The organism is Streptomyces sp. NPDC048612 (assembly GCF_043199295.1).
Classification (GTDB): Bacteria; Actinomycetota; Actinomycetes; order Streptomycetales; family Streptomycetaceae; genus Streptomyces.
The window spans coordinates 85,023-111,669 of sequence record NZ_JBICVV010000016.1 but is presented as its reverse complement, the minus strand read 5'-3'; the positions used below and the strand labels follow the sequence as shown (position 1 = coordinate 111,669).

General features: G+C 71.3%; 23 protein-coding genes and 1 riboswitch. Of the genes, 14 read left to right on the top strand and 9 right to left on the bottom strand.

The annotated features are described in order from the left end of the window. Positions 1-114: 114 nt before the first annotated feature. The gene (locus tag ACGFN2_RS23545) at positions 115-669 is read right to left on the bottom strand and encodes a GH25 family lysozyme (RefSeq protein ID WP_362614527.1); all 555 of its coding nucleotides are present in this window, start codon (positions 667-669) and stop codon (positions 115-117) included. Positions 670-952: 283 nt separating this feature from the next. Beyond that, positions 953-2,173, bottom strand: coding sequence for a glycosyltransferase family 4 protein (locus ACGFN2_RS23540; protein ID WP_362614526.1), 1,221 nt, complete (start codon positions 2,171-2,173; stop codon positions 953-955). 234 nt (positions 2,174-2,407) lie between these two features. Here ACGFN2_RS23540 and ACGFN2_RS23535 point away from each other — a divergent pair, with 234 nt between their 5' ends. Next, positions 2,408-3,199 carry a response regulator transcription factor gene (locus tag ACGFN2_RS23535; protein WP_362614525.1) on the top strand — a complete coding sequence of 264 codons (792 nt, stop codon included), beginning with the start codon at positions 2,408-2,410 and terminating at the stop codon, positions 3,197-3,199. A 1-nt stretch (position 3,200) separates the two neighbouring features. Further along, positions 3,201-4,748 (top strand): ATP-binding protein, encoded by a 1,548-nt coding sequence (locus ACGFN2_RS23530; protein WP_393363484.1) that lies wholly within the window; start codon positions 3,201-3,203, stop codon positions 4,746-4,748. A 68-nt stretch (positions 4,749-4,816) separates the two neighbouring features. On the opposite strand, the gene ACGFN2_RS23525 is transcribed toward ACGFN2_RS23530, so the two are convergent. Then, a complete protein-coding gene (locus tag ACGFN2_RS23525; protein ID WP_393363481.1) occupies positions 4,817-6,346 on the bottom strand; it encodes an MFS transporter in 1,530 nt (509 codons plus the stop codon). 103 nt (positions 6,347-6,449) lie between these two features. Between ACGFN2_RS23525 and ACGFN2_RS23520 the strand changes: the two genes are divergently transcribed. Continuing rightward, a complete protein-coding gene (locus ACGFN2_RS23520; RefSeq protein WP_393363478.1) occupies positions 6,450-7,337 on the top strand; it encodes a helix-turn-helix transcriptional regulator in 888 nt (295 codons plus the stop codon). A gap of 11 nt (positions 7,338-7,348) precedes the next feature. On the opposite strand, the gene ACGFN2_RS23515 is transcribed toward ACGFN2_RS23520, so the two are convergent. Further along, positions 7,349-7,774: a BlaI/MecI/CopY family transcriptional regulator gene (locus tag ACGFN2_RS23515; protein ID WP_393363475.1), complete on the bottom strand. Its 426-nt coding sequence runs from the start codon at positions 7,772-7,774 to the stop codon at positions 7,349-7,351. Positions 7,775-8,035: 261 nt separating this feature from the next. Here ACGFN2_RS23515 and ACGFN2_RS23510 point away from each other — a divergent pair, with 261 nt between their 5' ends. The 3 genes from ACGFN2_RS23510 (at position 8,036) to ACGFN2_RS23500 (ending at position 10,430) form a co-directional block, all read left to right on the top strand. Then, on the top strand, positions 8,036-8,824 hold the full coding sequence (locus ACGFN2_RS23510; RefSeq protein ID WP_393363472.1) for a phosphatase PAP2 family protein: 789 nt from the start codon (positions 8,036-8,038) through the stop codon (positions 8,822-8,824). 236 nt (positions 8,825-9,060) lie between these two features. Continuing rightward, positions 9,061-9,345 (top strand): hypothetical protein, encoded by a 285-nt coding sequence (locus ACGFN2_RS23505; protein ID WP_362614516.1) that lies wholly within the window; start codon positions 9,061-9,063, stop codon positions 9,343-9,345. Positions 9,346-9,626: 281 nt separating this feature from the next. Next, entirely contained in the window at positions 9,627-10,430 is an 804-nt protein-coding gene (locus ACGFN2_RS23500) for a serine hydrolase domain-containing protein (RefSeq protein WP_393363469.1), read from the top strand. A gap of 105 nt (positions 10,431-10,535) precedes the next feature. Here the strand turns inward: ACGFN2_RS23500 and ACGFN2_RS23495 are convergent, their stop codons facing one another. The 5 genes from ACGFN2_RS23495 to gcvT all read right to left on the bottom strand — a co-directional run bounded on the left by ACGFN2_RS23495 (position 10,536) and on the right by gcvT (position 17,046). Beyond that, positions 10,536-11,921 carry an L-serine ammonia-lyase gene (locus tag ACGFN2_RS23495; protein ID WP_393363466.1) on the bottom strand — a complete coding sequence of 462 codons (1,386 nt, stop codon included), beginning with the start codon at positions 11,919-11,921 and terminating at the stop codon, positions 10,536-10,538. Positions 11,922-12,024: 103 nt separating this feature from the next. Next, positions 12,025-13,719, bottom strand: coding sequence for an APC family permease (locus ACGFN2_RS23490; RefSeq protein ID WP_393363463.1), 1,695 nt, complete (start codon positions 13,717-13,719; stop codon positions 12,025-12,027). A 238-nt stretch (positions 13,720-13,957) separates the two neighbouring features. Beyond that, positions 13,958-15,217 (bottom strand): serine hydroxymethyltransferase, encoded by a 1,260-nt coding sequence (gene glyA, locus ACGFN2_RS23485; protein ID WP_362608806.1) that lies wholly within the window; start codon positions 15,215-15,217, stop codon positions 13,958-13,960. Between the two features lie 127 nt (positions 15,218-15,344). Then, a complete protein-coding gene (gene gcvH, locus ACGFN2_RS23480; RefSeq protein WP_362608805.1) occupies positions 15,345-15,722 on the bottom strand; it encodes a glycine cleavage system protein GcvH in 378 nt (125 codons plus the stop codon). A gap of 142 nt (positions 15,723-15,864) precedes the next feature. Further along, positions 15,865-17,046, bottom strand: a complete 1,182-nt coding sequence (gene gcvT, locus ACGFN2_RS23475) for a glycine cleavage system aminomethyltransferase GcvT (protein WP_393363459.1) — start codon at positions 17,044-17,046, stop codon at positions 15,865-15,867. Between the two features lie 146 nt (positions 17,047-17,192). Then, a riboswitch (glycine riboswitch) is annotated at positions 17,193-17,288 on the bottom strand. 260 nt (positions 17,289-17,548) lie between these two features. On the opposite strand from gcvT, the gene ACGFN2_RS23470 reads away from it, so the two are divergent. From ACGFN2_RS23470 to ACGFN2_RS23435, 8 genes are all read left to right on the top strand, one after another. Further along, positions 17,549-18,235 (top strand): AAA family ATPase, encoded by a 687-nt coding sequence (locus tag ACGFN2_RS23470; protein WP_393363456.1) that lies wholly within the window; start codon positions 17,549-17,551, stop codon positions 18,233-18,235. 89 nt (positions 18,236-18,324) lie between these two features. Next, on the top strand, positions 18,325-19,131 hold the full coding sequence (locus ACGFN2_RS23465) for an enhanced serine sensitivity protein SseB (protein ID WP_393363453.1): 807 nt from the start codon (positions 18,325-18,327) through the stop codon (positions 19,129-19,131). A gap of 72 nt (positions 19,132-19,203) precedes the next feature. Then, positions 19,204-19,995: an enhanced serine sensitivity protein SseB C-terminal domain-containing protein gene (locus tag ACGFN2_RS23460; protein WP_362608799.1), complete on the top strand. Its 792-nt coding sequence runs from the start codon at positions 19,204-19,206 to the stop codon at positions 19,993-19,995. A 382-nt stretch (positions 19,996-20,377) separates the two neighbouring features. Continuing rightward, a complete protein-coding gene (locus ACGFN2_RS23455; protein ID WP_362608797.1) occupies positions 20,378-21,376 on the top strand; it encodes an ABC transporter permease in 999 nt (332 codons plus the stop codon). A gap of 112 nt (positions 21,377-21,488) precedes the next feature. Next, on the top strand, positions 21,489-23,240 hold the full coding sequence (locus tag ACGFN2_RS23450) for an ABC transporter substrate-binding protein (RefSeq protein WP_362608795.1): 1,752 nt from the start codon (positions 21,489-21,491) through the stop codon (positions 23,238-23,240). 78 nt (positions 23,241-23,318) lie between these two features. Next, positions 23,319-24,329, top strand: coding sequence for an ABC transporter permease (locus ACGFN2_RS23445; protein ID WP_362608794.1), 1,011 nt, complete (start codon positions 23,319-23,321; stop codon positions 24,327-24,329). Beyond that, positions 24,326-25,480, top strand: coding sequence for an ABC transporter ATP-binding protein (locus tag ACGFN2_RS23440; protein ID WP_393363445.1), 1,155 nt, complete (start codon positions 24,326-24,328; stop codon positions 25,478-25,480). The genes ACGFN2_RS23445 and ACGFN2_RS23440 overlap by 4 nt, the downstream gene beginning before the upstream one ends. Continuing rightward, on the top strand, positions 25,477-26,601 hold the full coding sequence (locus tag ACGFN2_RS23435; RefSeq protein ID WP_393363442.1) for an ABC transporter ATP-binding protein: 1,125 nt from the start codon (positions 25,477-25,479) through the stop codon (positions 26,599-26,601). Before ACGFN2_RS23440 ends, ACGFN2_RS23435 begins: the two co-directional genes overlap by 4 nt. Positions 26,602-26,647: the final 46 nt, after the last annotated feature.

Below are 26,647 nucleotides of genomic sequence, written 5' to 3'. Positions count from 1 at the left end.
CGTGCTGCGTCCCGCGGTGGCGGTGACGCGCTGTTCCTGTGGCCTGTACGCGGTGTTTCCCCGCCGCGTACGTGCGGTGCCTGGCGACGCGCGACGGCGCGCCGGTAGGAAACCTTATGCCGGGTGCGCCCACTTCTTGAGGGCGGCCTTGGTGGAGAAGTCCGCGACGTCCTTGTCCAGCGGCTCGTCGGTGTACTGGTGGATGCGCCACTTCGCCTTGATCCGCGGATGCCCGGCCGAGACGTAGTCGGCGATCCACAGGCCGTCGGCCGCGTAGGACGTGGTGTCGTGGTTGAGCCAGAAGTCGCGGTTGCAGTAGAGCAGCACCCGGTGGGTGGGGCGCAGCCGCTTCACCTCGGCCAGGAACTGGTCCTTCTGTGCATTGCTCGCATAGGTCCCCTCGCCGGTGCGTTCCCAGTCGCAGGCCAGAAGGTCGCCCTGGACGGATACGCACTTCTCGACGAAGTATTTCGCCTGGGCCGCGATATTCCCCGGCCACAGAAAGTGGTAGAAACCGACTACACAGCCCGCTTTACGTGCCTTTGACGCCTGCGCGGACTGGTGCGGGTTGATGTAGGAGCGGCCTTCTGTGGCCTTGACGAAAACGAAGTCCAGCCCCGCGGTGGAATACGAGGGGTTGTAGGAGCTGACATCGACACCGTGCAGCATGAGCGGCCTCCTGCCGTTCGGACCTGCGGATTCGAAGCGTCAACTGCTCGAAGCGTCAACTGCGTTGCCGTGTTCCGGGCGTGCCGTGATCGGCTTTTCCGTGGCCCGGTGCGGTGATCCGGTGCGGTGATCCGGCGATTCTGTGTGCCGTGCGATTCAGTTTCGTTTCCAGCAGTTCAGCATGTTTGCCACCGGTGACGCCAGATCGTGGACAGGAAGTTCCTTGTGCCGCGGTCAAGTTGTGGCGGGCCGGTCTCACCGGCCCTGTTGCCCGGGGCGGGATTCAGCGTCGCAGGGCGCGCCGCAGCAGACGTCGTGCGCGGGCGCGGGCCCGCCCCACGGTCCGTTGCCACGCCCGCCGTCCGCGCGTCGACCGCAGTTCCCCGAAGAGGACTTGGTAGCGCTCGGCGATCGGCTCCGGGTCGTAGCGGTGCGAACTCTGCCGCGCGCGCTCGGCCATGGTGCGGCGGCGTTCGGGGTCCTCTATCAGGGTGAGCAGCGCGCCGGCCAGCGCCCGGCCGTCGCCGCGCGGGACCAGCAGCCCGTCCGTGCCGTCGCTGATGATCTCTGCCGGGCCCAGCGGGCAGTCGGTGCTGACCACCGGCACCCCGCAGCGCATCGCCTCGACGAGGGTCATGCCGAACGACTCGGCGTCCGAGGCGGAGGCGACGATCGAGGCCTTGGCGAACTCCGCCTCGATCGGCGAGCGCGGCCCGGTCAGTTCCGCGTTCCCGCCCAGCCCGAGCCCGTCGATCAGGCTCTGGAGCTGGGCCCGTTCGCCCCCGCCGCCGTGTATCCGCAGCCGCCAGTCGGGGTGCTTGGCGGCGACCGCGGAGAACGCCTCGATCAGCAGGTCGAAGCGCTTGCCGCGGACCAGCCGGCCGGCCGCCGCGATCACCTTCGAGGTGCCCTCGGACTGCGGCCCGTCCGGCGCGGGCACGATGTTGGGCACCGCCAGGACCCGTACGCCGGGCAGCGGCATCCGCGCGCGGTAGACCGCGGCGTCCGCCTCGGTGGTGGTGACCACGGCGTCCAGCGTCCGGTAGTGGTGGGCGAGTTCGGTGCGGAGCCGCTTGCTGTGGGCGTCGTGCCGGAGGTGCTCCTGGGCGATCCGCAGTGCCCGGCGGGGGCCGAACCGGGCCAGGTAGACGTTGATGCCGGGCCGGGTGCCGATCAGCACATCCGCGTCGGTGGTGCGCAGCAGTTCCGCGGCGCGGACGTCGACCAGCCGGCTGTACTGGTGGTGCCGCTTCTCGGCGAGCGGGAAGTCCTGCGCGGGTTCACCGAACAGCGGGTCGGCCATGTCCGCGCTGCCGACCCGGGTGTCCACCAGCGGCACCAGCCGCACCCGGGGGTCCACGGTGAACCGCGGGACCTCACGGTGCCGCAGCATCGAGACGATCTCGACGTCGTGCCGGCCGGCGAGCGCGGCGGCGAGGTTGAGGGTGGTGCGGACCGTGCCGCCGATGGCATAGGCGTTGTGCAGCAGGAGGGTGATCTTCATGCGGTGTGGCGTCTTCCCCGAGGTGTGCCGAGTCATTCCGTCCGGCCGGTACGCGCGCGGCCGGTCGGCGCGGCCGGACGGTCCGGCACGGGGCCACCGTGTCGCCACGGGGTAAGCCGAGGGCGTGGCCCGGGTGAGAGCCCGGTAAGAACCAGGGGTGAGAGCCGGGTAAGAAAGCCCCCGCCCCACCGGCCGCCCTGCAGGCCGCCACCGGGCCCTTGGCAGACTTGCCGGGTGACCCACTCCGTACTGCTCGCCGAGGACGACCGCCCCATCCGCACCGCGCTGGAGCGTGCCCTGACCCTGGAGGGATACCAGGTCACGGCGGTCGCCGACGGCATCCAGGCGCTGGCCGCCGCACACCGCGAGCGGCCGGACGTGATCCTGCTGGACGTGATGATGCCCGGGATCGACGGGCTCCAGGTGTGCCAGGTGCTGCGCGCCGAACAGGACCGCACCCCGATCCTGATGCTGACCGCCCGGGTCGAGACCGCCGACCGGATCGCCGGCCTGGACGCCGGGGCGGACGACTACGTGGTCAAGCCCTTCGAGGTCGAGGAGGTCTTCGCCCGGCTGCGGGCGCTGCTGCGGCGGACGACGGCCGGCCCGGCCGCGGCGGAGGACGGCGGGGGCCCGGCGGCCGCGTTCGATGGTGCCGAGGAGCCCGGTGAGGCGGGCGGGGGCGCGGAAGCGGGCGGGGCGTACGAGGCCCGGGTGGCGGACAGCGGTGTCGTCGAAGCCGCGGACCTGCGGATCGACGGTCCCTCGCGGCGCGCCTGGCGCGGTGAGCGGGAGCTGGAGCTGACCCGGACCGAGTTCGAGCTGCTGGAGCTGCTGGCCCGCAACGCCGGGATCGTGCTGGACCATTCGACGATCTACGACCGGATCTGGGGGTACGACTTCGGCCCCGGCTCCAAGAACCTCGCGGTGTACGTGGGCTATCTGCGGCGCAAGGTCGATGTCCCGGGCAGCCGCCCGCTGATCCAGACGGTGCGTGGCGTCGGCTACGTGCTGCGGGAGGACTGAGGTGTCCGGGCCCCGCGACCGCGCCGCGACCGGGCGCCGCCGGCCGGGCGGCCGGCTGCGGGCCCGCCTGCGTTCCTGGCGGCGCGGCGGATCGGCGGCCTGGCTGCGCACCCGCAGGCCCGCCAGTCTGCGCACCGCCTTCGCGGTGGCGTTCGCGGCCGGCGCCGCCGCGGTGACCGTGCTCGTCGGCTTCCTCAGCTACGACGCGGCGGCCCGGCTCGTACGGGTCGACGAGAAGTCGGTGTTCTCGCAGGTCGTCCGCGATCTCCGGGTGCAGGTCCGGGAGAAGCCGTTCGCGCCCGGCGACTACGCGACCTCCGAACCCGGCCACGACGGGCCGCGCGACGAACTCACCCGGCCGAGCCGTACCGACGTCCAGGTCCTGGGCGCCGGCGGCCGGATCGTGGAACACGGGCGGCCGGTGCTCCCGGCCGGTGCCGCGGAGCGCCGGATCGCCGCCGACGACCGGGCCGGCCAGCACGCGGAACGGGAGGCGGACATCGGCGACGAGGAGTACCACGTCGCCACCGTCGCGCTCGGCGGCGGCCGCGGCGCGGTGCAGGTCGCCCAGAAGTTCAGCGAGACCGAGGACCTGCTCTCCGCGCTCCAGCAGCGCACCGCCCTGCTGGCCGCCGCGGTCATCACGCTGGCCGGAGCGGGCGGCTGGTGGCTGGCGCGCCGGATCACCGGCCGGCTGGTGCGGCTGACCGCGGTCGCCGAGAGCGTGGCGGAGCACGGGCGGCTGGACGTCCCGGTCCCGGTGGCCGGCCGTGACGAGGTCGCCCGGCTGGGGCGCGCCTTCGACGACATGCTCGGCCGGCTGGCCAGCGCCGTCCAGGACCAGCAGCGCCTCGTCCAGGACGCCGGCCACGAGCTGCGCACCCCGCTGACCTCGCTCCGTACGAACATCTCGCTGCTCAAGCGGTTCGACGAACTCCCCTCGGACGCCCGCGAGGAGCTGCTGGCCGACCTGGCGGGTGAGGCCCGCGAACTCAGCGACCTGGTCAACGAGCTGGTGGATCTGGCCGCCGGGACGCGCGATGACGACCCGCTCGCCGAGGTGGGGCTGGCCGAGGTCGCGGAGAAGGCGGCCGCCTCGGCCCGCCGCCGCACCGGCCGCGAGATCACCGTACGGACCGTCCGCCCGGCGGTGGTCGAGGGCCGGCCGGCCGCGCTGCACCGCGCGCTCACCAACCTGCTGGAGAACGCCGCCAAGTTCGACGCGGGCGGCACGGCACCGATCGAGGTCGTGGTCACCGGCGCCCGCGTCGAGGTCCTCGACCGCGGCCCCGGCATCGCGGACGCCGATCTCACCCGGGTCTTCGACCGCTTCTACCGCGCCGCCGCCGCCCGAGGCCTGCCCGGCTCCGGCCTCGGCCTCGCCATCGTCCGCGAGATCGCCACCACCCACGGCGGCCACGCCTTCGCCACCCACCGCCCCGGCGGCGGCGCCACCCTCGGCTTCACGGTCGGCACCGGGGCGGGCGCGGGGGTGAGGAACGCGGGGGCACCCGGCGGCCGGTTGGGACCGGAGAAGCCCCCGGCGTAGGGGGCTGGACTCCGGTCCCGCCTGACCGGGCGTCGTCGGCCCTCCTTACGCGGGGGAGTTGGCTTCGGTCATCGCATGCTGCTGTCTTCGACGGTGTCAGGGGCCACGGGCTGCGTGAAAGTGCCATCGCCGGTGACTGCGCGGGTTCTCGGAATCCAGCGCAGGGCGAACACGGCGAGTGCGCCGTGCAGGACGCCCGCGACGGCGGAGGCGGCGTGCAGACCGCTGACGAAGGCGCTCTTCGCGTCAGTGATCACCGCAGGCGCGAGGCCGGGGATCTGGAGTGTCTCGCTGAGGGTGCCGGCGACGTCCGGTCCCCGGAGCCGGAAGACGAGGGCGGCCAGCGAGCCGAGGAGCGCGATCCCGAGGGCGTTGCCGATCTCGTTGCCGGTCTCGGCGATCGCTGCCGCGGACCCGGCGCGTGCTGCGGGAACCGCAGCGACGGCGGTGTCGGCGACGAGGCTGAAGGAGATGCCGTAGCCGACGCCGGCGACGACGGTGGACACGAGGTACCAACCGGTCCCGCCGGAAGCGCTGGTGAGCAGCAGCGGAAGCGAACCTGCGGCGATGAGGACATGGCAGGTGACGAGCGCGGCGCGGGTGCCGATACGTGCGGCCAGCGCCGGTGTGACGACGCAGGTGACGGTGAGCACGGCGGCGCCGGGGAGCGCGACGAGAGCCGCCTTGAGAACGGACAGCCTGAGGACGGACTGGAGGTAGATGCCGCCGAGGTAGGCCACCGCCGACCACGCGGCCAGCGGCAGCAGCCCGGTGAGGGCCGCGATCGTGAACACCCGGTCGCGGAAGAGGCGGAAGTCGAGCAGCGGGTGTGCGAGGCGGAGCTGCCGCCTGGCGAACCACCCCAGGGTGACGGCGCCGACGACCCCTGTGGCCACCGTTTTCGCTGTCGGTCCCGCTGCGGCGGCGTGCTTGATCGCGTAGACGGTCAGCAGGATGCCCGCGGCGGAGAGCGGAACGCTCAGAACGTCGATGCGGCTGCTCCGGGTGGTGGGTACCTCGCGCAGCAGGACCGGGGCCAGCAGCAGGAACAGCAGGACGACGGGGAGATTGAGCAGGAAGACCGATCCCCACCAGAAGTGGTTCAGCAGCTGTCCGCCGAGGGCCGGGCCGACCGCGAACCCGGCGGCGAAGGTGGCCGCGAAGATCCCGATCGCGCTCGCCCGCCGGCGTGGGTCGGTGAACAGCGCGCCGAGTACCGCCAGCGCCGATGGCAGCAGCGTGGCACCGGCCACGCCCATCAGCGCCCGGAACGCGATCAGCAGTTCCGGTCCGGGGGCGAACGCCGCGCCCGTCGAGCCGGCACCGAACAGCGCCGCGCCGGCCATCAGCAGCTTCAGCCGCCCGTAGCGGTCGCCGACGCTCCCGAACGCGATGAGCAGGGACCCCACCGCGAACCCGTAGACATCCAAGATCCACAACGTCTGGTCGGCGCTCGGCGACAGTGCCTCGGCAACCGCGGGCATCGCCAGGAACAGGACCGAACCGTCCATCGCGACCAGCAGGACCGGGCCGAGCACCACCAGCAGGCCGAGCCACGCCCGCAGGCCGGGTGGGTGAGAAGCACGCCGTTCATTCATGCCTCTGACGGTGCGGTGCCCTCCGCCCGGCAACCAGCCCAGCGTCATGGGTACACCTGTCAGGGACACCCAGGAGCGGACCGTCGCGCCTACGCTCGCAGTCATGGAGCTGGAGAGCCTCGGGGCCTATCTCAGGAGCCGCCGCGACCGGGTCACCCCCGCCGCCGCCGGACTGCGCACCTACGGAACCGCCCGCCGGGTAAAGGGACTTCGCCGCGAGGAGCTGGCACACCTGGCCGGTGTGAGTGCCGGCTACTACACACGGCTGGAACAAGGCCAGGCCGGTACGGCCTCCAGGCAGGTCCTCGACGCGCTCGCGGGTGTGCTCCAGCTCGGTCCGGTCGAGACCGCCCACCTTCACAACCTCGCCCGTCAGCCCACCATGTCCCGCCTGGTCCGTCCCCGCCCCGAAAGGCCGCACCCCCGCGTACTGGCGCTGCTGGCTTCCCTGGGGGAGACCGTGCCGGCCGTCGTGCTCGGCCGCCGTGGAGACGTGCTGGCCTGGAACCGCACCGGTCATGCCCTCATGGCGGAACACGTCGACTTCGACGCGCCCCAGGATCTCGCGCGACGCCCGTCCGTCCCCCGGATGTTCTTCCTCGACTCCCTCACCCGCGACTTGCATCGGAACTGGGCCGAACTGGCCCGCACCCACGTCGCCTACCTGCGGCTCACCGCGGGCAGGTATCCCACCGACGCCCGGTTGGCCGAACTCATCGGCGAACTCGCCATGCGCAGCCACGACTTCGCCGCACTATGGGCCAAGGGCGATGTCGCGGACTGCACCGTGGGCGGCATGCGTCTGCACCACCCAACGGTCGGAGCGGTCGACGTCGACTACCAGGTATGGCTCCAGCCCGAGAGCCCCGACCACCGGCTCGAGGTCTACACACCCAACGACGGCGCCTCGGCCGACGCGCTGCGGCTGTTGTCCGCCCGAACGGCCGCCGAGCAGCAGGAACCTGAGGTCTCGCGCTCACAGGGCGGCTAACGGGGCCAGGATCACGGTGCCGTACCGGGGCCGGGCCGCGGGCCCTCCGGCCCCTCAGGGGTGTCGTCCCCCGCCGTCTCCAGGAGGGCCCGAAGCAACTGCGCGTCCTCGCTGGTCAGTTGGGCGACGAAGCGGGCGAGCGCGGTGCCGCGGTCGGTCTGTTTGGCCAGTTCGCCGTGCATCCGCCGGGCGGTCAGGCCCGCGGAGTCCTGTAGGGGCGAGTACGCGAAGCCGCGGCCGGCCCGGGAGCGGGAGACGGCGCCCTTGTCGTGCAGCCGGGTGAGGATCGTGGTGACGGTGGTGCGCGCGAGCCGCCTGCCCAGTGCGCGCTGTACCTCGGCGGGGCTCAGCGGCCCCTCGGCCGCCCAGAGCACCGTGAGCACGCTCGCCTCCAGCTCACCGGACGGGCGCCGCGGCACGGGTGAGGTCTCCGCCATCGAACGCCCCACCTCCGCGTCGTCTACAGTGCCGTAGATCGTCTACGGGCTGTAGTCGGTTGTCACCGTAGTCGGTCGGGCCGGTCGTACGGCAGGCCCGCAACCCATTATGGGAGGGGCCGCTGACATGGCCGTGGCCATCGCGTTTGCGCAGGTGACAGGGGGTCCGCGGGCTGCGTACGGGCGCGCTGCCGTCGCCTTGCTATGCGTCCGGCAGGGGCCCGTGCTTCGCGTCCGGCCGGGCTCTTCGGTGGCTGGGCCGTGACGCCGTCCGGGCCGGGGCCGGGGCCGGAACCGGGACCCGCGGCGGAGGAGCCGGGACCCGAGCCCGCCCCGCGCCCCCGGCCGCCGGGCCGCCGTCCCTCCACCGCCGCCCTCCTCACCTTCGCCGCCATCTGTGCGGCACTCTTCGCCGCCACGGCCCTGACCGTGTCCGTACGGAACGGCACCCCGCTCGCCGCGGAACGGGCCGCCGTCCGCTGGGCCGCCGCGCATCAGGGGGAGCCGTCGCTCTCCGTGGCGCGGGCGCTGACCGCCACCGGCAGCGGGCCGGTCCCGTATCTGATGGCGGTGCTCGCCGGTCTGCTGGCCGGACGGCGGGCGCGTGGCCGGCTGCGCGCGGTGGGCTGCGCCGTCGCCGTCCTGGCCGTCGGCCAGGCGATCCGTTACGGCCTGATGGAGCTGCTCGCCCGCCCCCGCCCGCCGGGCGCCGACTGGTCGGTGTCCGCCGACGGGTACGCCTTCCCCTCCGGCCACACCACCACGGCGGCGCTGGCCGCCGGCATCCTGGCCTGGGGCATCGCCCGGCGCGCCCGCCCCGCCGTGGCCCGCACCTGGTGCGCGGTGCTGGCCCTCTGGGCCGCCGGAGTCGGGCTCACCCGCGTCTGTCTGGGCGTCCACTGGCCCGGCGATGTCCTCGGCGGCTGGTTCCTGGCGGCCGGACTCCTCGCCCTGGCGCTGCTGTTGGAGCCGTTCGCCCTCCGCCGCCGGGACGACTCCTCGCCGGGCCGGTCCGGAGGCCGCAGACCGGGCGTGGCCGGCGGCCCGTGAGCGGGCCGGTCCGACAGCTCCCGACCGGGTCGGCCCAACGGCTCCCGACCGGGCCCGAGGGCGCCCCACGACCCCCATTCCCATGAAGAGCTGACGATCGGTCCAGGTCTTCCCCAAGGCGGCATGGACGTGTTCCGCGCCGAGCAGCACTGTCCTGGGCGGCCAGGAACGGCGAGGCCGTCCCGCCCGGCGCCGCTCACCGCAGGCACCACCGCAAGCTCAGGGGGAACGCACCGATGAACCAGCCACTCGACACTCCGCCGTCGCGGCGGGCCGCGGACCGTGCCCGTTGCCCGGCCGCCGTCGCCGCGGACCCCACACCGTGCGAGGGGCCGCGGGATGCCGCCACCATCGTCGACCGGCACGGCCGGGAGTCCGCCGGCTGCGTGCACCACTGCGCCCGCCTGCTGGCCGGCCTCGAAGGCGCCCGCGTCCACCCCTTCGTCCCCGCGCCACAGGCCCTGGAGGTCTACTCCCGGGCCCGCGAACTGCCGCCCTTCGCCTGGGAGATCGGCAGATAGCGGCTCAGGCACGGCGCCCCGGGGCACGGAGCCCCTGGGCGCGGGGCCGAAGTCTTCGCGCCCACTTCACGCCTGTTGGCCGGGACATTCGGCCAACAGCGGGAAGGCACTCCGGCCCCGGTCGCTGCCGGGGCTATGAAGAGCGGGCAGAACCAATGCCTCGCTCGCGGGAGCGACGGCCTGCCCGATGCCTGAGGGGAGTGACTGCTGTGCCAGTGCCCACCTGCGTTTTGGGGAGCAGTGGAATCCGTGACTACGTGACACATGGTCACCGTGTGGACATGTTTGTCGAGTTGGGTTCCCTCACCAAGCTGGTGACCGGCACCGTCCTGACCCAGCTCGCCGAAGCGGGGGAGCTGAGCCTGGACGAACCGCTCGAACACCGGCTGGACGAGGTGCCGAAAGGCACCGGAGTCACTCTCCGCCACCTCGCCGAGCACACCTCCGGTCTCCCCAGACTCCCTCCCGGTACGGAAACCTCCGCGCTCGACCCCTACGCGTCCTTCACGGAGCCTGTCCTGCACGAGGTGTTGCGCGGCCTGGACAAGGCGATCACCGGGACGGTGGGCAGCAAGGAGTACTCCAACCTCGGCTACGCGGTGCTCGGTCACGTTCTCACCGCCTCCACCGGCCGCACCTTCCAGCAGCTCACCGACGCACACGTGCTCGCCCCTCTGGGGCTGCCGGCGGGCGCGGCCACCGCCGAACCGCCCTCCGGCCGGCGTCTCGTGGCGACGGGCCTCCTCGGACGCCCCCGGCGCACCTGGACCATGTCGGGGCCGATCCTGCCGGCCGGCGGACTGTGGGCCACCCCCAGCACCGCTGCCCGCCTCGTGGTCGGCCTCGCCGTCGACCGGGTCCTGGGCGATCCGGCCCCGGCCTGGCAGCGCGGCGGGCAGGCCCTGTGGCACCTGGGGGCGACCCGCGACGCCTCGGCCTTCGCCGGGGTGCACGAGGACGGCCGATGGATCTTCATGCACCGCCTCCGCGGAAGCCCCGACCGTACGGAGCGCCTCGCCGTGAAGATGCTCCTGGAGTGCCGGCGGCAGCCGGAGGGCGAGGGCTTCACCGAGAGGCCGGCGTGATGAGTCCCCCGGGGACGCGCGCCCCCCGGGACCTGCCGTCACGTGGGCAGAGAAAAGGCCCTGACGGCGCCGGAGGAAACCCGCGCGCCGGTCAGGGCCTCCGACTCAGCACTCGATGATGTTCACCGCCAGCCCGCCCCGGGCCGTCTCCTTGTACTTGACGCTCATGTCGGCGCCGGTGTCCTTCATGGTCTTGATGACCTTGTCGAGGGAGACGTGGTGGCGGCCGTCGCCGCGCAGTGCCATGCGGGCGGCGGTGACGGCCTTGACCGCGGCCATGCCGTTGCGCTCGATGCACGGGATCTGGACCAGGCCGCCGACCGGGTCGCAGGTCAGGCCCAGGTTGTGTTCCATGCCGATCTCGGCGGCGTTCTCGACCTGCTCGGGGGAGCCGCCCAGGACCTCGGCGAGGCCGCCGGCGGCCATGGAGCAGGCGGAGCCGACCTCGCCCTGGCAGCCGACCTCGGCGCCGGAGATCGAGGCGTTCTCCTTGAAGAGCATGCCGATGGCGCCGGCCGCGAGCAGGAAGCGGATGACGCCTTCCTCGTCGGCGCCGGGCACGAAGTTGACGTAGTAGTGCAGGACGGCGGGAATGATGCCGGCCGCGCCGTTGGTGGGGGCGGTCACCACCCGGCCGCCGGCCGCGTTCTCCTCGTTCACGGCCATCGCGTAGAGGGTGGTCCACTCCATGGCGTGGGCGGTCGCGTCACCTTCGGAACGCAGCTGGCGGGCGGAGTGGGCCGCGCGGCGGCGGACCTTCAGCCCGCCGGGCAGGATGCCCTCGCGGCTCATCCCGCGGCTCACACAGCTCTGCATGACCTGCCAGATCTCCAGCAGTCCGGCGCGGATCTCGTCCTCGGTGCGCCAGGCCTTCTCGTTCTCCATCATCAGGGCCGAGATGGACAGGCCGGTGTCCCGGGCCAGCCGCAGCAGCTCGTCGCCGGTGCGGAAGGGGTGGGTCAGGACCGTGTCGTCGGGCACGATCGGGTTCTCGCCGGCGACGGCGTCCTCGTCGACGACGAAGCCGCCGCCCACCGAGTAGTACGTCTTCTCCAGCAGGGGGGCGCCCGCGCCGTCGTAGGCGAAGAGCGTCATGCCGTTCGCGTGGTAGGGCAGCGCGCGGCGGCGGTGCAGGATCAGCTCGTTCGACTCGTCGAAGTCGATCTCGTGGGCGGCGCCTATTTCCGCGCCCAGCAGCCGCAGCCGCTTGGTGGTGCGGATGCGCTCCACCTCGTCGTCGGCGGATTCCACGTCGACGGTCCGGGGGGAGTGGCCCTCCAGGCCGAGGAGGACGGCCTTGGGGGTGCCGTGGCCGTGGCCGGTGGCGCCGAGCGAGCCGAAGAGCTCGGCGCGCACGCGGACCGTCTCGGAGAGCAGGCCGTCCTTCTTGAGGCGCCCGACGAACATCCGGGCGGCGCGCATCGGGCCCACGGTGTGCGAGCTGGAGGGGCCGATGCCGATGGAGAAGAGGTCGAAGACGGAGATGGCCACGGAGGCGGACTCCCTTGTCTGCTCGTGATGGACGGTGGAGCTGGGGGTGAAGGGGAGATTCTGCGCCGGTTTCCGAGCGTAACGCGGACCCGGCGCGGTGCCGTCAGACGGAGACCATCCGGTCCTCGTCGTGGGAGGTGACGGTGGGTGCCGGGGCGGTTTCGGCGGGGGACGGCTCGCCGGTCAGGCCCCGTGCGTGGGCCCTGACCCCGGAGCGCACCGCCCAGAAGTAGAAGAGCGGGGCGGTGACCGCGATCACAGCGGTGCCCAGCTCGCCAGGGAGGAGACCCCGGCCGCCGAACTCCTCGCCGCCCAGCGCGGAGACCGTGGCCGTCCACACCAGGAAGAGGATCATCCACCAGGCCGGGGCGAACTGCCGCAGCAGGCCCGCCGCCCGGCCGCCCTCGCCGGAAGCGCCGTTGCCCCGTGCGGTCCGGTCCCGGCGCCACAGCACCACGGCGGCGACCGGCGCGGACACCAGCGTCAGCACCGTGATCTTGCCGGTCTCCGGCCACTTCGACCAGTACAGCGCGCAGGCGGCGAAGGCGAAGGTGACCGGGCACAGCACCCCGGCGGCCGGCAGCCGGAACGGACGGGGCAGGTCCGGGCGGGTCCGCCGCAGCACGCCCACCGCGACCGGGCCGATCAGATACGAGATGACCATGGCCGCCGAGACCACCCCGGCCAGCGCCTGCCAGCTGCGGCCGACGGTGAGCAGCAGCAGGACGGAGAAGCCGAGGTTGAGCCACATCGCGGGGCGGGCGGTGCCGTAGCGGGGGTGCACGGCCGCCAGCTTCCGGGGGAAGAACCCGGTCTCGGCGAGGTTGGTGACCATGTAGGCGGCCGAGGCGACATTGGCGATGTTGGACCCGGCCGGCGAGATGAAGGCGCCGAACTGGAGCATGGTGACCACCCAGTGCAGCATCAGCAGCCCCGCCAGGTCGGCGAACGGCGAGTTGAGGTTCACGCCCTGCCAGCCGCCGGACCGCTCCAGCAGCTCCGGCGGCACCGAACCGAGGTACGCGGCCTGCAGCGCCAGGTAGATCACCAGGCCCAGCGCGAGCGCGCCGACCAGGGCGAGCGGGATGGCCCGGCCCGGGTTCTTGGCGGCCCCGCCGAGGTTGACCACGGCCTGGAAGCCGTTGAAGGCGAAGACCACACCGCAGGTGGTGACGGCGGTGAGCACGGCCGGCCAGCCGTACGGGGCGAAGCCGCCGTGCGCGGTGAAGTTCGAGGTGTGGAAGCCGGACCCGATCAGGGCGACCACCGCCAGCACCGGGATGGCGAACTTGACCAGGGTGAGCACCGTGTTGGCGCGGGCCAGCAGCTGGACCGACCAGAAGCAGGTCAGCCAGAGCGCGAGGGTCAGCACCAGCGCCATCGCGGTGCCGGACAGGGTCAGCTGATGGGTGGCCGGATCGACCAGGCCCTTCGCCCAGTCGAAGCTCCAGGACGTCATGTACTGGGTGGCCGCGATCGACTCGATCGGGATCAGTGAGGCGGTCGCGATCCACACCGCCCAGCCGGTGAGGAAGCCGAGGACCGGGCCGTGCGAGAGGTGACCGTAGCGGGCCATCCCGCCGGGGATCGGGTAGGCGGAGCCGACCTCCGCGTACGACATCGCGATCATGCCGATGAAGATCACGCCGATCACCCAGGCGACCAGTGCGGCGGGGCCCGCCACCTGGGCGGCGGAGCCGGCTCCGAAGAGCCATCCGGAGCCGAAGATCGAGCCTATGCCGATCATGATCAGGGCGAAGAGGCTGAGCCCCTTGCGCCCGCCGGCGCTCATGTCCATGGAAAGTGTCGTCCGTCCTGGTGGTGCCGCATGCCCCCTCGCTGCCGAAGGGCCGTTGACGTATGCCGCCGACACCTTATTTCGGCCAAATGACGAGAATGGCACCGCACTGCCGGCGCCCCGGCGCGCACCGGCCCCCGCACACCGTGAGCCCGGGGCCAACAGCCCCGGGCTCACGGCCCGTTCACGCCCGGACCGCCGTCAGCCGGCGGTCCGGGAGATCACCGCATGAGACGCGTCACAGCGCCGGGTAGAGCGGGAACTTCCCCGCGAGCGCGGTGACCCGGGCCTTGAGGGCCTCGGCGTCGTAGCCGGGCTTGAGGGCCTCGGCGATGATGTCGGCGACCTCGCGGAAGTCCTCGGCCTGGAAGCCGCGGGTGGCCAGGGCCGGGGTGCCGATCCGCAGGCCGGAGGTGACCATCGGCGGGCGCGGGTCGTTCGGGATCGCGTTGCGGTTGACGGTGATGCCGAGCTCGTGGAGGAGGTCCTCGGCCTGCTGGCCGTCCAGCTCGGAGTCGCGCAGGTCGACCAGGACGAGGTGGACGTCGGTGCCGCCGGACAGCACCGAGACGCCGTGCTCCTTGACGTCGTCCTGGACGAGGCGCTCGGCCAGGATGCGGGCGCCGTCCAGGGTGCGCTGCTGGCGCTCCTTGAAGTCCTCGGACGCGGCGACCTTGAAGGAGACGGCCTTGGCGGCGATGACGTGCTCCAGCGGGCCGCCCTGCTGGCCGGGGAAGACCGCGGAGTTGATCTTCTTGGCCAGCTCCTGGGTGGACAGGATCACACCGCCGCGGGGACCGCCGAGGGTCTTGTGGGTGGTGGTGGTGACCACGTGGGCGTGCGGCACGGGGGAGGGGTGCAGACCCGCCGCGACCAGGCCGGCGAAGTGCGCCATGTCGACCATGAGGTAGGCACCCACCTCGTCGGCGATCCGGCGGAAGGCGGCGAAGTCGAGCTGGCGCGGGTAGGCGGACCAGCCGGCCACGATCAGCTTGGGACGGTGCTCCTTGGCGAGGCGCTCGACCTCCTCCATGTCGACCAGGTTCGACTTCTCGTCGACGTGGTAGGGCACCACGTTGTAGAGCTTGCCGGAGAAGTTGATCTTCATGCCGTGGGTGAGGTGGCCGCCGTGGGCGAGGTTGAGGCCCAGGATGGTGTCGCCCGGCTTGATGAGGGCGAACATGGCGGCGGCGTTGGCCTGCGCACCGGAGTGCGGCTGGACGTTCGCGGCCTCGGCGCCGAAGAGCGCCTTGATGCGGTCGATGGCGATCTGCTCGACCACGTCGACGTGCTCACAGCCGCCGTAGTAGCGGCGGCCGGGGTAGCCCTCGGCGTACTTGTTGGTGAGGACGGAGCCCTGGGCCTCCATGACGGCGACGGGGGCGAAGTTCTCCGACGCGATCATTTCGAGGGTGGACTGCTGGCGGTGGAGCTCGGCGTCGACGGCGGCGGCGACGTCGGGGTCGAGCTCATGGAGGGAGCTGTTCAGAAGCGACATGAGATCTTCCTGGGGAGTCAGGCGGTGCGCGGGGCCCCCGGACGGGGTCCGGGGGGCTTCCGCACGGGCGGTGGCGGGTCGGAGGTCCCCCGTCCGGGCGACGCCGGGAGCGGGGGCGAGCCGGGGCTCAGCTCTGGATGAAGGCGGCGTACTCGTCGGCCGAGAGCAGGTCGCCCGGCTCGCCGCTGATCTTCACCTTGAACAGCCAACCGCCCTCGAACGGGGCGGAGTTCACCAGCGAGGGGTCGGCGACGACGTCCTCGTTGATCGCGGTGATCTCACCGTCGACGGGCGAGTAGAGGTCGCTGACCGACTTCGTCGACTCCAGCTCGCCGCAGGTCTCGCCCGCCGCGACCGTGGAACCGACCTCAGGGAGCTGGACGAACACGACGTCGCCGAGCGCGTTGGCCGCGTGCTCGGTGATGCCGACCGTCGAGGCGCCGTCCTCGGCGCCCGACAGCCACTCGTGCTCCTTGCTGTAGCGCAGCTGCTGGGGGTTGCTCATGGCTCGATTCTCCTGTACGCGAGGGTGTGATCGTGAAGGGGGGCACTCCCCCGGCTACCGCTGGGGGACCCCCCACCCGGAGCGGGTCCGGGGCAGGTCCGGGGGTGGCGGGACACGGGGTGCGCGCCGCCGCCGGTGGCCGCTACTTCTGCCGCTTGTAGAACGGCAGAGCGGTGACCTCGTACGGCTCATGGCTTCCACGGATGTCCACACAGACACCCTCGGTGCCCGGCGTGGCGTACGCCGCGTCGACATAGGCGATGGCGACGGGCTTGCCGAGCGTGGGGGACGGGGCCCCGGAGGTGACCTCGCCGATGACCGTGCCGTCGGCCGTGACGACCGGGTATCCGGCGCGCGGCACCCGGCGGCCCTCGGCGATCAGTCCGACCAGCTTGCGCGGCGGCTGGGTCTCCGCGCGCTCGGCGGCCGTGGCCAGCGCCGCGCGGCCCACGAAGTTACCGCCGTTGGAGGTCTTCTCGAACTTCACGACCCGGCCCAGGCCCGCGTCGAACGGCGTGGTCGCGGTGGTCAGCTCGTGCCCGTACAGCGGCATGCCCGCCTCCAGGCGCAGGGTGTCCCGGCAGGACAGCCCGCAGGGCACCAGCCCGGCGTCCTTGCCCGCCGCGGTCAGCGCCTCCCAGAGGGCGACCGCGTCGGCCGGCCGGACGAACAGCTCGAAGCCGTCCTCGCCGGTGTAGCCGGTACGGGCGATCAGCGCCTCGACGCCGGCGACGGTGCCGGGCAGGCCCGCGTAGTACTTCAGGCCGTCCAGGTCGGCGTCGGTGACCTGCTTGAGGATGCCGGGGGACTCCGGGCCCTGCACCGCGAGCAGCGCGTAGGCGTCCCGGTCGTCGCGGATCGCGGCGTCGAAGCCGCCCGCCCGCGCGGTCAGCGCGTCCAGCACCACCTGGGCGTTGGAGGCGTTGGCGACGACCATGTACTCCTGCTCGGCGAGCCGGTAGACGATCAGGTCGTCGAGGATGCCGCCGGCCTCCTCGCAGATCATGGTGTAGCGGGCGCGGCCCGTCTTGACGCCGCCGATGTTGCCGACCAGCGCGTAGTCGAGGAGATCGGCGGCCTGCGGGCCGGTGACGGTGATCTCGCCCATGTGGGAGAGGTCGAAGAGGCCGGCGCGGGTGCGGACGGCGACATGTTCGTCGCGCTCGCTGCTGTAGCGCAGCGGCATGTCCCAGCCGGCGAAGTCGGTCATGGTCGCGCCGAGCGCGCGATGGGTGGCATCGAGAGCGGTGGTGCGGCGCGCAGCGTCTCCGGCAAGGGTGGTGGTGGGAGACGGGCGGGAGGTACGACGGGGGGCATCAGTCATGGTTCTGGGCTCCCAGGCAGGGGTGACAAGACGTTCTCCCCATCTGTCATCGGAACCTGAGAGGTTCACCGGGATACCGCGAACGGACCCGGTTTGCACCTTGGGTGGAGCCGGCCCTCGGGCTGCGGCTCGCTTTTCAGATCTGCCTCGCCCGCGCGGTATAGGGGCCTGAGAGATTCAAGGGAGGACTTGCTCCTTCGGCGCCCCGCCATCACGGCCGGGGACTCTCCCGCGCAGGTTACAAGCGGCCGGTATGCAGTTGGCGGTGCACGGGTGAGCTGTGATGTGCACGTGGCGGCCACATCATTACACGGGAACGCCGGATAAAGGAGCCCCAGCCGCCGTACCGTCCACGACATGGGCGGATCGCACAATCACCTTGATGGGCATTACCTTTTCTTGACACTCTGCGGGTAGGGGACGGAACCAAACCGGACCAGAACGGGCGGGGAGGGCGATCACGGTGCACAGTGAAGCGGCATTCGGGGCGACTTCAGGGGTCGTGCCCCCGGGCGCCGCGCCGGCGGCGCCGTCCGCCGCCAGGACCCGGGCCGGCCGTGCGTCGCGGTCCGTCCTCCGGCCGGGGCGCGGCGCAGCCGTCGTGGACCTGCGGGGCGAGGCGCGGGCCCCGGGCGCCGCCGAGCTGCGGTTCCCGGCCGGCGACCTGGTGGTGGTCTCCGGACTGCCGGGCAGCGGCAAGAGCACCTTCATGCACCGCGTCGTACCGCCCCTGGACGGGCGCGGCGCCGAGGTGTACCGCATCGACTCGCAGGACGTCCGCGAGCGCTGGGAGCGCGGCAGGCTGCGCCGGCTGCCGTACGGCCTCTACCGCCCGCTGGTGCGGGCCGCCCACTATCTGACTCTGGGCCGCGCGCTGCGCTCCGGTCACAGCGTGGTGGTGCACGACTGCGGAACGCTGGCGTGGGTGCGCCGCTGGATCGCCCGCGCGGCGCTGCGCGGCGGCCGCGGGGCGCATCTGGTGCTGCTCGACGTGGCACCCGAGGTGGCGCTCTCCGGCCAGGAGTCACGGGGGCGCGGGGTGTCCGGGTACGCCTTCGCACGCCACCGCGGGGCGGTGGGCCGGCTGGTCGGCGCCGCGGAGTCGGCCCGGCTGCCGGAGGGCTTCCGCTCGGCCGTCCTCCTCGACCGGCCCGCGGCGGGCGCCCTGGAGACGCTGACCTTCCACTAGTCGCCGGACACCGCCCCCGCACGCCACGGCGCGCGTCTTCTCGTTTAGGGTCTTTGGCCAGATGGCGCGGTTTGGAACGGGTGGGACACATGACATTTCCGGAGCAGGGGATACCGCAGCTGGCATGGCCGGCGAACGAGCTCGAAGAGGTGCTGTCCGCTTCGGTCGGACACCCGGGCGCCGGGGGCCGGATCGTCGAGGTCCTCGGCCGTAGCCGGCTGTGGGTGCCGCTGCCCGAAGGCGGCGGCCCGGAGAGCGCGGGCCCGGGCGCAGCCGGCCTCGACCTGCCCACCGTCGAGCTCGACGGCGCGCCCTACGTCCCGGTCTACAGCTCCGAGCAGGAGTTCCTGCGGGTGATCGGCTCGCACATGTCCTTCACCGTCGCCCCGGCACGGGAGTTCGCCCGCGGGCTGCCGCCGCAGCTCGGTATCGCGGTCAACCCCGACGGCACGGTCGGCGTCCCGCTGCCGCCGCCCGCGGTGGCCGAGCTGTGCCGGGACCGGCATGTGGGTCACCACGACATCGAGGGGCTGCCGAGCGGCGGCCGGGTGCGGCTCTTCGAGCCGGACTGGCAGGACGAGCCGGTGGACTTCCTGGCCGCGGCCGGACTGGAGTTCTCCGGCGCCGGAATTGTCCTGAGTGCCCGGCGTGCCCTGGCAAGCGTCGAGGGCGACACGCCCGCGCTGTTCGTCGGTGTTCAGGTCGCGGCCGACGTCGCCGCCCTCCAGGACGGCACCGCCCGCCAGGCGGTACTGTCAGCCCTGGGACGTGCGCTCGGCGCGGTGCCGATGCCCTGGCCCGTTCAGCTCGTCATGCTCGACCTCGCCCAGGGCGACCCGGTCGCCGGCTGGATGCTGGAGCGTGTGCGGCCCTTCTACGCCCGGGACCACTCGTAGGGCAAGCCCTAAGCTGGTTGGATGACAGGCGGGCGCACCCCACGTGCCCTGCCGAGAGAAGGGACGGACCACGTGAGCGCGGGTGCGCATCAGGGACCGGCGGCGGCCGGACAGCTGGAGCAGCTGCTCCAGCAGATCTCGCCCGGCCGTTACGACGCCTATGAAGCACTGCTGCACGCGCTCGCCGCGGGCCAGGTCTGGATGCTCCTCTGGCAGGGCCGGGCCGGTATGCCCGACGCGCAGTACGGAAACATGGAGGTCGAGGGCCTCGGCTACGCGCCGTGTGTGACCTCGGCGCCCGAACTCGCCGCCTCCGGCTGGAACCGCGACCACGAGGTGGTCACCGGCCCGGAGATCGCCGCCGCGCTCTTCCCCGACCGCTGGGGCCTGTGGCTGAATCCGCACGCCCCCGGCGGCGGTGTCGGTATCCCCTGGCTCGATCTGCGCCGGATCGCCGGCGGTCTCGACCGGCTGCCCGCCGGCCCGCTGCGGATCTCGGAACCGGTCATCGACATCCCGCAGTTCTACGCGCTCCTCGCCCAGAACGCGCACCGTACGCCCGCGGTGCGGTCGCTGCGCCGGGCCTGGGTGCAGCCCGCCCTCGGTGCCCCGTATCTGGCGATCGGTCTGGATCTGTACGACACCGGTCAACCGGCGGTGGACTCGGTGCGGTTGATGATCCAGCAGTCGATCGGCGCGGTCCCGGACGGTCTGCCCGTCTCCACGGTCGCGATGAACGACGAGTACGACCCGGTCGGCATGTGGATGCGGGCCTCCACGCGCCCGTTCTTCGACCGCGACGGCTATGTCCAGCCGCCGGCCCCCGCGCCCTCCTACGGTTACGGCTACCCCCGTCCGTACTGACGCCGGACGGTCGCGCTCCGGCGTGACCCCGGCGTGAATTCGCCCCATGCGTCCCGTGGTTGAACCCCTTTCCCACGGGTTTGTGCTCCGCTCAGCCCGAACTGGTGTCCGTATAACGGAAAGCCGCGGAACACATCACAGTTACGCATCCTTTCCCCTTCAGGGCTGGTGACTGATCGCGAATCGGATGAAGACTCCGGCAACACAGGGTCTCGGCCCTCTGTACGAGCGTCATCCCTTTACGGCGTCGCGCGCACCTTTCGAACCTCATATCAGGCGAACTCCCGCGATGCCGGCACGACTTGCACCAGTGATGTGAATCAGGCCGTTACCGCGGCGTCGCATGGGCCGGCCTCTGTCGGCGAGAGGGGTCAAGGGCACCGTGACCGCACCGATCGAGACCACCGGAGCAGCTGCTGAGGCGCAGCCGGAAGCGGTGCTGAAAGGCGTGGAAGGAAAGCAGATCGAGGGGCGCTCGCTCGGTCAGATCGCCTTGCTGCGCTTCCGGCGGGACCGGGTCGCGGTGGCCGGTGCCATCGTTGTCATCCTGCTCGTCCTCGTCGCCGCGCTCTCCCGTCCCCTCCAGTCCCTGCTGGGGCTGGACCCCAACAGCCCCCACCAGTCGCTGATCGACCCCAACACCACGCTTCCCAAGGGCGACTTCGGCGGGATGAGCGGGGACCACCCCCTGGGGGTGGACCCGAAGTTCGGCCGCGATCTGCTCGCCCGGATCTTGGAGGGCTCGTGGGTCTCGCTCATCGTGGCGTTCGGCGCGACCCTGCTGTCGGTCGCCATCGGCACCGTCCTCGGCGTGGTCGCCGGCTTCTACCGGGGGCGGGTGGACGCCGTCATCAGCCGGATGATGGATGTCTTCCTGGCCTTCCCGCTGCTGCTGTTCGCCATCGCGATCTCCGCCTCGCTGCAGGGCGGCGCCTTCGGCCTGGAGGGCCTGCCGCTGCACCTCTCGGTACTCATCTTCGTCATCGGATTCTTCAACTGGCCCTACATGGGGCGGATCGTGCGGGCGCAGACGCTCTCGCTGCGCGAGCGGGAGTTCGTGGACGCCGCCCGCGGCATGGGGGCGCGCGGGCCGTTCATCCTCTTCCGGGAGCTGCTGCCCAACCTGGTGGGGCCGGTCATCGTCTACTCGACGCTGCTGATCCCCTCCAACATCCTCTTCGAGGCGGCGCTGAGCTTCCTGGGCGTCGGTATCCAGCCGCCGCAGGCGTCCTGGGGCGGCATGCTCAACCAGGCGGTCAAGTACTACGAGGTCGACCCCCAGTACATGATCGTCCCCGGCCTCGCGATCTTCGTCACCGTGCTGGCGTTCAACCTGCTCGGTGACGGTCTGAGGGACGCGCTGGACCCGCGCAGCCGCTGATGGCCGTGCCTGGCACCCGCTCAGAAGTCTCACCAGCGTTTTTCGAAGTCTCGCAGTTTCTACGTATCGACGTATCGACGTTTCTCGACGAACGAAGGGGACACCGACCATCATGCGAAGGTCAGTTCCGGTCGCGGCGATAGCGGCCATCACCAGTGCGGGCCTTGTGCTGGCCGGCTGCAGCGGGGGCAAGGGCTCCTCGGACGGCGCGGGCGAGGCCAACGCCGCCACCAAGGGCGTCGTCAACGCCTCGGACGCGAAGGGCGGCACGGTCACCTACGCGATCAGCGACGCCCCCGAGTCCTTCGACCCGGGCAATACGTACTACGCCTTCATCTACAACTTCAGCCGCCTCTACGCGCGCCCGCTCACCACCTTCAAGCCGGGCCCCGGCACCAAGGGCAACGAGCTGGTGCCGGACCTCGCCGAGTCCATGGGCAAGCCCAGCGACGGCGGCAAGACCTGGACGTACAAGATCCGCAAGGGGGTCAAGTACGACGACGGGTCCGAGGTCACCTCGCAGGACGTCAAGTACGCCGTCGAGCGCAGCAACTTCGCGCGCGACACCCTCTCGCTGGGCCCGAACTACTTCCAGCAGTTCCTCAAGGACAACGACGGCGGCTACAAGGGTCCCTACAAGGACAAGAGCAAGGCCGGTCTGAAGTCCATCGAGACCCCGGACGACCAGACGGTCGTCTTCCACCTGAAGAAGCCGTTCGCCGAGTTCGACTACCTGGTGAGCGCCCCGCAGACCGCTCCGGTCCCGCAGGCCAAGGACAAGGGCGCCGACTACACCAAGTCCGTGCTGTCCACCGGCTCGTACAAGTTCGAGAGCTACCAGGAGGGCAAGAAGCTCACCCTGGTCCGCAACCCGCAGTGGTCGGCGAAGACCGACCCGCTGCGCAAGCAGCTCCCGGACAAGATCGTCCTGAACCTGAAGGTCGCCCAGTCGACGATCGACAAGGACCTCAAGTCCGGGAACACCCTGGTGGACCTGGCCGGCCGCGGTGTCGACGGGCAGACGCAGGCCCAGCTGCTGACCAACTCCGCGGAGAAGGCCAACACCGACAACGCGCTCGGGCAGCGGCTGGTCTACACCGCGCTCAACACCAAGGTGAAGCCGTTCGACAACATCGAGTGCCGCAAGGCCGTCGAGTACGCCATCGACAAGAAGGCCGTACAGACCTCCCTCGGCGGCCCGATCCGCGGTGAGCTGGCCTCCACGGTCCTGCCCACCGACATCGACGGCTACCAGAAGTTCGACCTGTACCCGCAGAAGTACGACGGGGACAAGCTGGACCTGACCGAGGCCAAGAAGCACTGGGACAAGTGCGGCGCCGGCAAGACCACGACCACGATCCTGGCCCGCAACGACCGCCAGGACGAGGTCGACGCGGCCACCTCGGTCATCGACTCGCTCAAGAAGATCGGCGTCACCGCCAAGATCCAGTCCTACCCGACCAGCAAGTACTTCTCGGACTACGCCGGTGTGCCGAAGTTCAACAAGAAGAACAACGTCGGCCTGATCATGATGCAGTGGGGCTCGGACTTCCCGACCGGCTACGGCTACCTCCAGCAGATCCTCAACGGCAAGGCGATCAGCCAGTCCGGCAACACCAACCTGTCGGAGCTGGACGACCCGGAGATCAACAAGCTGCTCGAAAGCGCCATCGCCGACACCGACAAGGCGGCCCGCGAGAAGGCGTACGCCGAGATCGACAAGAAGACGATGGAGCAGGCGGCGATCGTCCCGCTCACCTACTTCAAGGTCCTGATGTACCGCTCGCCCAAGGCCACCAACCTGGTGTCCACCTCGGCCTTCAGCGGTCAGTACGACTACCTCAACATCGGCGTCAAGAAGTAGCAGCCCTGGAAGGCAGGTGAAGGCATTGGTGTCCGCGGGCCGGCCAGGGCCGGCCCGCGGCGCCGACGCCGCATCCCCGTGGTCTCGTACATCATCCGCAGGTTGATCAGCGCGGTGGTTCTGCTGCTGATCGTCAGCGCGGTCACCTTCGGCATCTTCTTCCTGCTGCCGAAAATGGCCGGGCAGAGCACCGACCAGCTTGCCCAGCAGTACATCGGAAAGGCCCCCACCCCGGCGGACATCGCCGCGGTGAAGAAGAACCTGGGCCTGGACAAGCCCGTGTACGAGCAGTACTGGGACTTCCTCAAGGGCATCTTCGTCGGCGTCGACTACAAGTTCGGCCCGGAAGCGGCCAAGTGCCATGTGCCGTGCTTCGGTTACTCCTTCAAGACCCACATCGAGGTCTGGCCGGAGATCCAGTCCCGGCTCCCGGTGACCCTCTCGCTGGCCGCCGGCGCAGCCGTGCTGTGGGTCGTCTCCGGCGTCGCCACCGGCGTGCTCTCCGCGCTGCGCCCCGGCTCGCTCTTCGACCGGATGGCGATGGGCGTCGCGCTGGCCGGGGTCTCCCTCCCGATGTTCTTCACCGGCGCCCTGGCGCTGGCCCTGTTCACCTACCAGTGGCCGCTCTTCGAGCGCAGCGACTACATCTATCTGACCGAGGACCCGTTCGGCTGGGCCCGGACCCTGGTCCTGCCCTGGGTCACCCTGGCCTTCCTCTACTCCGCGCTCTATGCCCGGCTCACCCGTGCGGGCATGCTGGAGACCCTGAGCGAGGACTACATCCGGACGGCCCGCGCCAAGGGCCTGCGGGAGCGCAAGGTGGTCGTACGGCACGGTCTGCGGGCCGCGCTCACCCCGATCATCACGGTCTTCGGCATGGACCTGGGCCTGCTGCTCGGCGGTGCGCTGATCACCGAACAGGTCTTCTCGCTCAAGGGAGTCGGCGCCTTCGCCGTCGAGGCGATCAACGCCAACGACCTGCCGAACATCCTCGGCGTCACCCTGCTCGCCGCGTTCTTCATCGTCATTTGCAACCTGGTGGTGGACGTTCTGTACGCCGCCGTCGACCCGCGGGTGAGGCTCTCGTGACCGACTCCTCCGAGGACAAGACCGAGACCGCGGCGGCCGGGTCCGCCGTGGCCACCGACGGGGAGGCGCCGCGGACGGCTCCCTTCCTCCAGGTGAAGGACCTGAAGGTGCACTTCCGCACCGACGACGGGCTGGTGAAGTCCGTCGACGGCCTGAACTTCAGTCTGGAGAAGGGCAAGACGCTCGGCATCGTCGGCGAGTCCGGCTCCGGCAAGTCCGTCACCTCGCTCGCCGTGATGGGCCTGCACCGCGCCTCCCGCCAGCAGCGCAGCAAGGTGGACATGTCCGGCGAGATCTGGCTGGACGGCAAGGAGCTGGTCTCCGCCGAGCCGGACGAGGTGCGCCGGCTGCGCGGCCGCGAGATGGCGATGATCTTCCAGGACCCGCTGTCCGCGCTGCACCCCTTCTACTCGGTCGGCAGCCAGATCGTGGAGGCCTACCGCGTCCACCACGACGTGGACAAGAAGACCGCGCGCAGGCGGGCCGTCGAGATGCTCGACCGGGTCGGCATCCCGCAGCCCGACAAGCGGGTCGACGACCATCCGCACCAGTTCTCCGGCGGGATGCGCCAGCGCGCGATGATCGCGATGGCGCTGGTCAACAACCCCGAGCTGCTGATCGCGGACGAGCCGACCACCGCACTCGACGTCACCGTCCAGGCGCAGATCCTGGACCTGATCCGCGACCTCCAGAAGGAGTTCGGCTCGGCGGTCATCATCATCACCCACGACCTGGGCGTGGTCGCCGAACTCGCCGACGACCTGCTGGTGATGTACGGCGGACGGTGCGTCGAGCGCGGCCCCGCCGAGAAGGTCTTCTACGAGCCCCAGCACCCCTACACCTGGGGCCTGCTCGGGTCGATGCCGCGCATCGACCGCGCGCAGACGGACCGGCTGATCCCGGTCAAGGGCTCCCCGCCCAGCCTGATCAACGTCCCGTCCGGCTGTGCCTTCAACCCCCGCTGCCCGTACGCGAACGTGCCGAAGGACAACCTCACCCGTACGGTCCGCCCCGAACTGCGCGAGGCCGGCAGTGGGGGCACCCCCGCCAATGGGGGCGTAGCCGACGGGGGAGGGCACTCCTCCGCCTGCCACATGTCGCAGGAGGAGCGGGAGCGTATCTGGACCGAAGAGATTGCGCCGAAGCTGTGACCGAGACGACTGACGACCAGAACAAGAAGATCCCGCTCCAGAAGGGGACCGAGGCCCCGGCCGGGACCGCGGAGGGCTCCGCCGACGCCGCGCCGCTGCTCAAGGTCCGCGGTCTGGTGCGGCACTTCCCGATCACCAAGGGCCTGCTCAAGCGGCAGGTCGGGGCGGTGCAGGCGGTCGACGGCATCGACTTCGACGTCCGGCCCGGCGAGACGCTCGGCGTCGTCGGCGAGTCCGGCTGCGGCAAGTCGACGATGGGCCGGCTGATCACCCGGCTCGACGAGCCGACCGGCGGCTCCATCGAGTTCCAGGGCCAGGACATCACCCACCTGTCCCCGGGCCGGCTGCGGCCGATGCGCCGGGACGTCCAGATGATCTTCCAGGACCCGTACGGCTCGCTGAACCCCCGCCACACCATCGGCGGGATCGTCTCCACCCCCTTCCGCCTCCAGGGCGTCGAGCCCGAGGGCGGCGTGAAGAAGGAGGTGCAGCGGCTGCTGGAGCTGGTGGGCCTGAGCCCGGAGCACTACAACCGCTATCCGCACGAGTTCTCCGGCGGCCAGCGGCAGCGCATCGGCATCGCCCGCGCGCTCGCGCTCAAGCCGCGGCTGGTGGTCGCCGACGAGCCGGTCTCCGCGCTGGACGTGTCGATCCAGGCCCAGGTCGTCAACCTCATGGACGACCTCCAGGAGGAGCTGGGCCTGACGTACGTCATCATCGCCCACGACCTCTCGGTGATCCGGCACGTCTCGGACCGGATCGCGGTGATGTACCTCGGCAAGATCGTGGAACTGGCCGACCGCACCGCGCTGTACGAGACGCCGATGCACCCGTACACCAAGGCGCTGCTGTCCGCCGTGCCGGTGCCCGACCCCCGGCGGCGCACCCAGCGCGACCGGATTCTGCTCAAGGGTGATGTGCCGTCGCCGATCAACCCGCCGTCCGGCTGCCGGTTCCGTACCCGCTGCTGGAAGGCGACCGAGGAGTGCGCCACCACCGAGCCCCCGCTGGTCACCCTGCGGACCGGCCACCAGGTGGCCTGCCACCACCCGGAGAACGCCCCCGGCGCGGCCGCCGCCGAGCCGTCCGGAGGGGCCGGCCAGGCCTCAACCGGTAAGTAATACCGAGGAATTGGCAAAGTCCGGGACATAGCGGTACGGGAGGGTG

Excerpts from the sequence above, each read along its gene's own strand:
- ACGFN2_RS23545 (WP_362614527.1), bottom strand. The coding sequence starts at position 669 with ATGCTGCACGGTGTCGATGTCAGCTCCTACAACCCCTCGTATTCCACC.
- ACGFN2_RS23540 (WP_362614526.1), bottom strand. The coding sequence starts at position 2,173 with ATGAAGATCACCCTCCTGCTGCACAACGCCTATGCCATCGGCGGCACG.
- ACGFN2_RS23525 (WP_393363481.1), bottom strand. The coding sequence starts at position 6,346 with ATGAATGAACGGCGTGCTTCTCACCCACCCGGCCTGCGGGCGTGGCTC.
- ACGFN2_RS23520 (WP_393363478.1), top strand. The coding sequence starts at position 6,450 with ATGGAGCTGGAGAGCCTCGGGGCCTATCTCAGGAGCCGCCGCGACCGG.
- ACGFN2_RS23515 (WP_393363475.1), bottom strand. The coding sequence starts at position 7,774 with ATGGCGGAGACCTCACCCGTGCCGCGGCGCCCGTCCGGTGAGCTGGAG.
- ACGFN2_RS23505 (WP_362614516.1), top strand. The coding sequence starts at position 9,061 with ATGAACCAGCCACTCGACACTCCGCCGTCGCGGCGGGCCGCGGACCGT.
- ACGFN2_RS23500 (WP_393363469.1), top strand. The coding sequence starts at position 9,627 with ATGTTTGTCGAGTTGGGTTCCCTCACCAAGCTGGTGACCGGCACCGTC.
- ACGFN2_RS23490 (WP_393363463.1), bottom strand. The coding sequence starts at position 13,719 with ATGGACATGAGCGCCGGCGGGCGCAAGGGGCTCAGCCTCTTCGCCCTG.
- glyA (WP_362608806.1), bottom strand. The coding sequence starts at position 15,217 with ATGTCGCTTCTGAACAGCTCCCTCCATGAGCTCGACCCCGACGTCGCC.
- gcvH (WP_362608805.1), bottom strand. The coding sequence starts at position 15,722 with ATGAGCAACCCCCAGCAGCTGCGCTACAGCAAGGAGCACGAGTGGCTG.
- gcvT (WP_393363459.1), bottom strand. The coding sequence starts at position 17,046 with ATGACTGATGCCCCCCGTCGTACCTCCCGCCCGTCTCCCACCACCACC.
- ACGFN2_RS23465 (WP_393363453.1), top strand. The coding sequence starts at position 18,325 with ATGACATTTCCGGAGCAGGGGATACCGCAGCTGGCATGGCCGGCGAAC.
- ACGFN2_RS23450 (WP_362608795.1), top strand. The coding sequence starts at position 21,489 with ATGCGAAGGTCAGTTCCGGTCGCGGCGATAGCGGCCATCACCAGTGCG.